Source organism: Tumidithrix elongata BACA0141, assembly GCF_036349135.1.
Classification (GTDB): domain Bacteria; phylum Cyanobacteriota; class Cyanobacteriia; order Pseudanabaenales; family Pseudanabaenaceae; genus Tumidithrix; species Tumidithrix elongata.
The window spans coordinates 1-9,795 of sequence record NZ_JAZBJZ010000155.1 but is presented as its reverse complement, the minus strand read 5'-3'; the positions used below and the strand labels follow the sequence as shown (position 1 = coordinate 9,795).

4 protein-coding genes and 1 pseudogene are annotated in these 9,795 nt (G+C 42.9%); all 5 read right to left on the bottom strand.

Annotation, left to right across the window (positions count from 1 at the left end):
* Nucleotides 1-131 precede the first annotated feature (131 nt).
* Nucleotides 132-2,174: a HAMP domain-containing sensor histidine kinase gene (locus V2H45_RS23360; RefSeq protein WP_330486097.1), complete on the bottom strand. Its 2,043-nt coding sequence runs from the start codon at nucleotides 2,172-2,174 to the stop codon at nucleotides 132-134.
* A gap of 168 nt (nucleotides 2,175-2,342) precedes the next feature.
* Nucleotides 2,343-3,224 (bottom strand): annotated as a pseudogene (locus V2H45_RS23355) (AAA family ATPase); the annotation flags it as partial.
* 93 nt (nucleotides 3,225-3,317) lie between these two features.
* Entirely contained in the window at nucleotides 3,318-4,805 is a 1,488-nt protein-coding gene (locus V2H45_RS23350; protein WP_330486095.1) for a diguanylate cyclase domain-containing protein, read from the bottom strand.
* Nucleotides 4,806-5,109: 304 nt separating this feature from the next.
* On the bottom strand, nucleotides 5,110-6,327 hold the full coding sequence (locus V2H45_RS23345; RefSeq protein ID WP_330486098.1) for a hybrid sensor histidine kinase/response regulator: 1,218 nt from the start codon (nucleotides 6,325-6,327) through the stop codon (nucleotides 5,110-5,112).
* Nucleotides 6,328-6,547: 220 nt separating this feature from the next.
* A partial coding sequence (locus V2H45_RS23340) for a trifunctional serine/threonine-protein kinase/ATP-binding protein/sensor histidine kinase (RefSeq protein WP_330486094.1) occupies nucleotides 6,548-9,795 on the bottom strand: 3,248 nt, incomplete at its 5' end.

The window sequence follows — 9,795 nt, the reverse complement described above, 5'->3', positions numbered from 1 at the left end:
ATGATTCAAATCCTCCTAAAACGTCTTGCTTAACTTCTCAAACACTCTCTTAGTATAGACATCATTTCCTTCCCAAACAAAAAATAGAACTGCCCTCCTAGGAGAGCAGTTCTATTTTTTGATCTCATGCTTTAATCACGCTTTCCTAAAGCGTTCAGATCGACAGGTAGCAGAATTTCAAACTCAGTGCCAATGGTTAAGAGAGAACCAGCATAATAAGGCGATCGCAGGTTGAGTTTGCCTTGATGTTTCTCGGTGACGATCTGATGGCATATGGTTAAGCCCAACCCTGTTCCCCTGCCTGAACCCTTTGTCGTAAAAAAAGTCTCAAAAATTTGCGCTTGAATTTCCTTGGGAATGCCAGGTCCATTGTCAGAAATCTTAACGGATACCCATTGAGCGATTGTCTTACTAGAATCAGTCTCTGAACTCTGTCCCAAGATGCCAAGGGATGTTGATATTTCGATTTGTGGATGCCAAGGTTCAGATTCTAAAACAGAAGTGGAACTTCCTTTCTCACCAGAAACTTGCATCGTGCTGCTATGCGTTAAAAAATCAGTCGTAGCCACGGATGATTTTGCTGTAAACTCCAAAAGGGCATCGGTAGCATTCCCAATTAGGTTTAAAAACACCTGCATGAGCTGACCTTGGAAACCCTGAATCAAGGGAAGTTTACCAAAGTTCTTAATCACCCGAATATTTGTCAGACGCGTGTCTAAAATTATTAAACTGTTCTCAATACAGGCATTGACATCGGTATCGCTCGGCAACATTTGCTCATCCATACGCGAAAAGCTTTGTAAACCAGACACCAGACGCATCAATTGTTCGCTACCAAATCGAATACCTTTAATTACTTTGGGAAGATCTTCCTTGATAAATCCATAGTTCGCTTCTTCTTTAAGCTCGGTAATTTTTTGGGAAGGTTGAGGTAGTGCATTTTCATAGGCAGCTAATAGCTGGATAAGCTGCTCAGTATAGGTTGACAAGTAGTCTATGTTGCTATAAATAAAATTGACTGGTGTACGCACATCATGGGAAATCTCAGCGACCATCTGTCCCAAACTTGCCATTTTCTCCGTTTGAATCATCCGATCTTGGGTTTGCTCGCGGAGCAATTGGGTCGCTAATTCGTGAATTTGTGACTGGGTTAAAAACAAGTCATGCACATCGAGTAGTTTGTGAACGCCTCCTTCCAGTCGAACCACGATGGGCTCATAGATCACATGTTGCGGTCTTTGCAAACAACTCTGCATTGCCATTACAACCGATATGTTACCATCCAAAACTAAGAACTCTGGATTGAGTTGTTCGAATAGAACTTTGATTGGGCGCTTATTGTATAGTTCCAGACCATAGGGGCGACTCAAAAACTCTAAAAACCGCTTCCGAGAAATCATACCTACGTAGATACCGCGATTGAGGATGATTGCCCCAGGTAAACGGGGGTTTTCTTGAAAAACTTTTCTTAAAGCTAAACCGAGGCTATCAAGTTCGATCGCAAAGTCATAAAGCCTCATGTCTTGAATGGTCAGATCCAAGGAAACATGATGGTTTAAGGAAGTGGAAACGGCAGGGCTATGGGTATCTCCCTTTGAGCCACTAGACATGACCATGAGGGGAATGAGAGCCATTTTACGTGCTAAGTCATCTGTAGCAGATTTTCTAATACTCTTTCGCTCATCTGCCTCAGTTTGTGGTTTTACTGCGAGATCGATTGGCTCGGGATGCCCCATTAGCTTGTCTAAGGGTGCTTTTAAAAACTGGCATCCTAGAAAACCAGAGATTTTGCTGACTAGATCGATTAGGTTCTGTTTGTCGAGTCTGGGTAAAAGGTCAGAGGCTCCCTGCCGAATCGCCCACCGTTGCTCAACTTGCCGAATTTGAGTTTGTCGGGGGTTAGTTAAAATTACTTTTGTCTCTGGATGAAATTCCGAACACCAACGACATAGAGGACTTGCCAAGAGTGCTGAGGAACCTGCACTGCGCAGCCCAATATCTGCAACGATCGCATCGGGCAATTTCTTCCCTTCACGATGCATCTGCTCAATCAAGTTCAAAATATCAGTATTTGGAGATTTCCACGTCACGTCGAATTGCTGTGATGTGAGAACTGCCTGCCACAGTTTTCCCTGTTCTTCAGATAACTGAACCAACAAAATACTTTTTTTCACTGGTGCTAGCCCCTGAGACAGATCTTTCAATCTTTATATTGGTAGGGTCTGTAAGGAAATGCAACCTATAAACAATAACCAAGAGTTAATCAAACGTTAACCTTCTGCCGTCAAAGTTGTGATTCGCATTCAAGATTTGGTAGTTCAATACTCAACCATTCGCTAATTTTGGGAGAGTGGAAAGTACTGATCGACTAGTTTGCGCTTTTGAACTCTTTGAGATTCTGCCAGCATCATTTCTCCAAAGGTTTTTAGGGTGTGGAAACTAAAGTCAGGCTTGCGAAACTCTGGAAGTGGCTCTGTGCTATTAACGATGCGTAAAGATAGATTTTCTAGCCCTACTTGGTGAATAAACTGTCGCACCTGTTCGTCATAGAGGCGCGATCGCAGGGAGCTAAAGAAATCAATCGATTGCTGGGGAAATAGATCGACAAGGGTTCCAATTTCTCGGTGAGTTAATCCATCGGCAGCAAAGATACCGCTCACAATCCCAACGCGATCGTCGCGATCGGGCTCCCAATAAAATTTTTCCATGCGTCCATCACGAACTAAGGGGGCATAGAGTGTAGAAAAGTCGTTTCCAGTAACAACGATCGGGACGCGCCGAATTGGATTCATGTCATAGCTACCAGGTAGCTGCACGCTGGTGGGATTGTCGGCAATATTCATCAACGTAGCATTGACCAATTGCGTATTCACTGTGTACTGGGTAGTGTTATCTACCCGCCCTGCACCTGCATCGAGGTCGTTGATCAGGAGTACGCACATTCTGCCCCGTACTTTAATTAACTCGGCAGCTTCACGATAGCGCAGTCTAATCAGTCGGGCAGGATCCCCAGCATCTGGGCTCTCTAACTCCCCTCCAGACATGCGTACAGGTATAATGCCCATGCGCTCGAGTACAAGCTCACATTGAAATGATTTCCCTTCCCCTTTATTCCCATGTACGCCCAAAATTAGCGGGACAGATACACCCGCCAAATTCATGAAATTTTTGGTAATATGAACGGCAAGCTTGTCTAAAAACTTTGGGGCAATGTAATAGGTCATAGAAATTAGGTAAATCTGGATTCGTTAGAGAGGATGGTGCTCATCTATCCTAATACGCATTAGAGCGCTCGACACGCAAACAAGAGGAGGAAATCAAGTATTGGCAAAGTAGCGATCGCGTCCCTGTTGTTTTGCCTGATATAATGCCCAATCTGCCTGACCAATCAATATATCTGGCTGAGTTTCTATCGAGGGGATGAGTGAGGCAATTCCTAGGCTAACCGTGACAACTGACTTTACATCCGATCTCTCGTGAGGAATTGCTAGAGCTTGAATCATATGCTGAATGTTAACGGCTACTGAGATTGCTCCTTCTAAACTAGTATTGGGAAGAAGTACGACAAATTCCTCACCACCGTAGCGAGCCACTAAATCGGAAGCCCGATTAACAGATGCACGCGCTGCCTGTGCCACCTTAATTAGGCAATCATCTCCAGCAAGATGTCCGTAAAAGTCATTGTATCGTTTGAATGAATCGAGATCGAAGAGAATTAAAGAAAGCGCTTGTTGCTCTCGGGCTAAACGTTTCCATTCCTCTTGTAATCTAGCATCAAAGCAGCGACGGTTAGCCACCTTTGTCAATCCATCAAAATTCACCAAAGCTTCAAGCTGCTGATTGGCAGATTGTAGAGCCAGTTCGATCTGTTTGCGAACGGTAATATCTCGAACTGTTATCGCCAGCCCATCTTCCAACTTTACAGCGACAAATTGATACCAGCAAGAGTCTTGCCATGGGTAATAAAAATCTCTTTCTAGCGGTTGTCCTGTTTCAACAATTGCCACAAAGAGATCGAAGAGTTGTGGATCGAGAAGCGTAAATAAATTTCTTGGAACCAGCTCACCAATTAAATCTTCGCAACGGCGTTCAAAGGTTCTAGCAAGAATTTGATTGCTCATAAGGCAACAGAAATTTTCGATCTTGCCCGTCGCAGAGTCACGAATCGCTTTTAGGGCAACGATGCCATCTAGCGAACTATCTAAAATACTCGCAAGTAGCGACCTAGACTGGTAAAGGATCTCTTCTGCTTCCCTACGCTTGTCAATTTCTTCTTGTAGTTTAATGGTTCTATCTTCTACTCGCTTTTCTAGTTCACGATTAATTGATTCTAATGCGGTGTAAGCCTTGTACGATCGCAGCGCCGTAATAATCGTGGTGAATAGTTTTTGCGAAGTAAATTCTGTCTTAGCTTTATAGTCGTCAATATCGTAATCGACGATCGCTTGCCGTTCGGGGAATTGTCCTGGCTGCCCCGTGCGTAAAATAATCCGAATGGCTCGATTTTGTAGCGTTTCACGAATATATTTTGCTGTTAATAAACCCGCGTCTTCAGATTCCATAATGACATCGAGCAAAGTAACCGCAACATCAGGATGTTCTTCCATAATTTGGCGAGCATCTGTGCCAGAGTAGGCACTTAGAAATTTTAGTCTTTTGTTATCAAAGATAAAATCTTCTAGAGCAAGTCGCGTAATGCTGTGAATTTCCGTTTCGTCATCGACGATCAGAACTTTCCAAGACTCCAAATTTTGGGATGAGGTCTCATCAACTTCATCAGCAAATTCAAGGGTATCTGTAGTCATTGGCTCATCATTAATCATCGAAACCATGAAAAAGCTTTAGGATGTAAATGGGTAGGTGGTTCAAATATGTGGGCTTTTGGCTGACATAGCTAGAAGTAGAACAAAGACATAACAACTTTGCAACATTTGTGTATAAATCAATGTAATTATACGACTTAAACATAGGAATAATTTCAACTCTTGCCCTTGTGCCAATTCATTTATTTTTCGGCAATTGCCGATCGCTCGATATCACATTGCAGAGTCTTTCTGCTTAAAAATGGCTAAAAATCTTTACAGGTCAAATCATCTGCGTCACGCTCGACTAAACCCGATCGGTTACTAAAGGTACGGTAATGGTGAAATGAAAAGTAGAACCGTACCCAAGTTTGGTTTCCACCCAAATCCCGCCCGCCATGCGTTCGCATAATTTTTTAGAGATTGCTAACCCTAACCCAGTCCCTCCATATCTTCGGCTAGTAGAACCATCTACTTGGCTAAAAGGTTGGAATAGCTTTTCTAAGAGATGTTCTGGAATGCCAATGCCTGTATCCCTAACCGTAAAGTGTAGCTCGAATAAGTCGGATAATGAATTGTGCGATCGCTTAGTAAATTCCACATATACACCTCCAGTTTCTGTAAATTTGATGGCATTATCCACGAGGTTCAGTAAAATCTGATGCAACCGATTAGGATCGCAGAGAAAATACTCATGGGGTAGAGAATCGGAATAATATTTTAGCTCTAAGCCCTTTTCTTGAGCCCTGCGATAAAGTCGTCTCAGAACTTCATTGATACAGACGCTAATATCAACTGGACTTAGTTCTAACTTTAAATGGTTGGCATCAAGTTTGGAAAAATCGAGAATGTCATTCAGTATTTTTAGCAAAGATCTGCCACTGCTTAAAATGATATCGACAAATTCCTTCTGCTCGGAGTCAAGATTTGTATAGGTTAGCAGTTGCGCCATCCCTAAAACTCCATTCATTGGAGTCCGAATTTCATGACTCATGAGAGATAAGAATTCACTTTTCGCTCGACTAGCTAACTCTAAAGATGTGTAAGCCTTGTACGATCGCAACGCTGTAATAATGGTTGTGAATAGCCTTTGTGGCGTAAATTCTGTTTTAGCCTTGTAGTCGTCAATATCATAATCGACAATTACTTGCCGTTCGGGTACATGCCCTGGTTGTCCCGTTCGTAAAATAATCCGAATCGATCGATTTTGGAGGGTTTCACGGATGTACTTTACCGTCATCAAACCTGCATCTTCGGATTCCATGATTACATCAAGCAGGGTAACAGCGACATCAGGATGCTCTGACATGATTTGGCAAGCTTCTACTCCCGAATAAGCGCTTAGAAATTGCAAGGGCTTATGATCAAAGGTGAAATCTTTTAGAGCAAGTTTTGTGATCTCATGAACTTCGATTTCGTCATCGACGATAAGAACTTTCCAACTCTTCAGGCTTTGCGGTGAAACTTCATCAACTTCATCGGCAAATTCCACCACATCTGCAATTGCGAACTCATCATCAATCATCAAAGATAAAAGGCTTTTCTATAGGTTGAGCAGTGCTTCAAAGATCTGGACTCTCTAGACTTAATACTTAGAAATAGCAACTATTTAGAACCAGCACCCCTACACACCATCACAACACTTTTTAATAATTTTGTCCACTATCATAAATTCCTATAACTATACGATTTATCCATGAAAAACAAGTTACAGCAGCGATCGCTAGGGGTTACAACCATGTAAATTACAAGCAGATCGGAAATTGAATTACAAACTTAGTGCCCACGCCCACTTGACTTTCGCAGGCAATCGTACCTTGTAAATTTTGGGTGACAATGTTGAAAACAATATGTAGCCCTAAGCCACTGCCCCCCTGCCCGCGTTTCGTAGTAAAGAATGGGTCGAAAATCTTGCCGATATGCTCTGGGGGAATGCCTTTACCATCATCGCTAAACTCGAAAACCAGCCGTTCGTGTTGCTGAGACATAGCAAAGAGAATTGTCCCATTATCGTTGGGATCGTAGGCATGGATTAATGAATTCATGACTAGGTTGGTGACGATCTGGGAAATCATACCAGGATAGCTATCAAGAACAATATGGTCGTCACAGACAATTTTTACGTTAATTTTTGTACGCTTGAGGTTAGGGCGGAGGTTAACCAAAACCTCTTCAAGATAGGCTTTGAGCGGAAACGATCGCCTCGTTTCGCTGGACTGATCCACAGCCACTTGTTTAAAACTTTGAATCAGTTCAGCAGCGCGATTTAAATTTGCTTGAACGATTGAGCCACTTTGTTGATTCATTTCCATAAACTTTTCGAGATCTGAGCGTTTCATCTCTCCAGCTTTGAACGCTTTTTCAAGCTCTCGGGTTTTATCGACGATTAAAGAGGCTGCGGTCACTCCAATGCCAATCGGTGTGTTAATTTCATGGGCAACCCCTGCCACTAATTTCCCTAAGGCTGCCATCTTTTCGAATGCAACGAGTTCGTTTTGAGCAGTTTTAAGGGTTGTGAGGGCTTGGGATAATTCTTGGGTGCGATCGCTGACCAGTTGCTCTAAGTTTTCGTTAAAGCGTTTGAGGTTTGTATACAAACGGGCATTATTGATTGAAATTGCCGCTTGGCTGGATAACAGGGTCAGAACTTCAAGGCGATCGTTTGTAAAGGCATTGGTGACGAGATCGTTCTCCATATAGAGAATACCAGCCAGTTCGCCTTGATTGAGCAATGGGATACAAAGCAAGGATTTTGGTTGATGCGATTGAATATAGGCATCGCTCGTAAACTTACCTTCTTGTGTAGCATTGCCAAGCACGATACTCTCTAAGGTACGCACGACATAGTTGATCACTGAAGCAGGAATCATATTTTCCATGGAACGCGATCGCAGCACTTCCACCTCATCACTTTCCGCAGTTCCCGAAGCCTCAATTTGGAGTTTGCCCTCATTTTCAAGAATCAAATGACCCACCTGAGCGCCAGCATTCTCGATTAAAAGTTTCATCAACTTCGCAAGCAGCTTCTCTAGATCGATTTCATCAGACAGAACTTGGAAGGTTTTCACCACTGACACCAAATCAAATCCTATCGAGCCAATCGTAGTTGCTGGTGCGTTGGTATTATTTCTAGGGTTGGAGGAGTTAGCACGGAAAGTAAGGGACTTACGGCTGACCAATTTTAAATAGGTTTCTTCTAAGTGCAGCACTTTTGCCTGTGCGCCCCAGCTTTGATAGCACCTACAAGCATCACCAAAATAGGCTTGGGCGACTTTATCTCTATCTTGATCCAAGTAAAATTGTGTAGCTAGTTCGTTGGCTAAAGCTTCCTCTTGGATGTATTCATTTTCTCTAGCTCCTTTGATAGCGCGATCGTAGAGTTCCATTGCCTGTATTTGCTTGCCCTGCAAAGCCATTCTTTCCGCTTCTACTAGATCGTATTTGTGTTGAAAGTTCATGGGGCAGTGTTTAGCCCACCGTTGCATTTTTTTCTGATTTTTGGCAACCTGCCTCAGATAGGTGTGGCGAGAATGCTTAGGCAAACTCCTACATAGCCCCAAACAGGCAAGGGAATAGTAAAAATTATGATTGGCAAATCCAAAGGCACTGACAATCGATCGCGCGTAGGGGACAGCTTGACGAAAAGAGGCGATCGCGGTTTCGTAATCATAAAAGAAATAGTGTGAAATACCCTTGGCAGTAAAGGAATAGTAAATGGAAATTCCATTTTTCTCAGCCAAATATGTTGGAAGGAGTTCAAATTCATTGAATGCCTCTCCAACAAGGAAAGGCATATTCTCTCCCAGACCGACAAAATTAAGACAGAGTTGATGCCAAGCTCTTTCTTGATCGATAATATAGGGCTGTTTGATTTTGTTCGCTAGAAAAGCATTGTAATTCTGGAAATCTTGAATAACTGCCTCTAGAGGATCTCCAACAAAAAACCGATGAATAAGATAGCCCAATATAACAAAGCCAGTGGCCTCATATTCACCAAGTTCAATACTGAGTTGGATTGCCTGTAGCAAATTAGGCAGACCATCTCTAAGAGGTTCTTTCCAATGCCTTAAACAAGTCTCATAGGCAGCTATAGCAATGGAAGTCCCCGAGCGAACATTATGCTGTTCGATCAGTTGCATACTAACCTGTCCCATTCGATAGCTACCTTCAATATCTTGAAAAGCCATCCATCGAATCAGTCCATAGGCAGAACCTTGGATGAGGGCATCGGGCGAAAGCCCATATTTCAGAGTCAGGCTGACAATGCGAAGAATCACAATCCCTATGAGTAAAGGATCTAAATTGATCGCAGAGGTCGCAAGGGCATTCATGATGAAGATTGCTGCAAGTTTGTAGGGATCGGTCATGGGCGCTAACGATCGCCAGTCCTTAATTCGCAACAACCTCGTACGCATCTCTGTTTTTATAAGTTCCCATCCAACTTGAAGCTCGTTCGGCGAAATTGGAATGGGTTCGCCTAAACGCGTCAGAACAGAACCAACTGTTGTAGAGATTTCACGAAATTTCTTTTGGGCTGAATAGGCATTAATTTTGACTTTATAGGGCTTAATCGTATCGAGAATATTATGGGCATGGTGAACGATCCGATCGACCAGTCGATGACATTCATCATAGTCTGCGTTCAAATAGGCGGACTCGGTTGCCGCTTGATAAAGGGATAAGCTAAGCTGATAATGCCTTTCCCATCCATCATCGGGAAGAAGCCCAATCCCTGTAGCTAAATATTTTTTTGCATCCGCATAGGCATTTGAATCCTTGGCTTTTTTCCCAGCAATCAGATTGAGTTCTGACAATTTGAGACGCTCTTGAGCATCTGTAATCAACCCAATTCCCATATTGAGGTGATTCGCAATACTAAAAATATCCTCTTCGATCGCTAAATTCTCTCTGTTGGATACTTTTTTGCTATCCACTTTCTTTAAAAGTTGGCGACCAATCTTGAGATGGGTAACCTGCTTCTCCGATTCTGGTA

Excerpts from the sequence above, each read along its gene's own strand:
- V2H45_RS23350 (WP_330486095.1), bottom strand. The coding sequence starts at position 4,805 with ATGACTACAGATACCCTTGAATTTGCTGATGAAGTTGATGAGACCTCA.
- V2H45_RS23345 (WP_330486098.1), bottom strand. The coding sequence starts at position 6,327 with ATGATTGATGATGAGTTCGCAATTGCAGATGTGGTGGAATTTGCCGAT.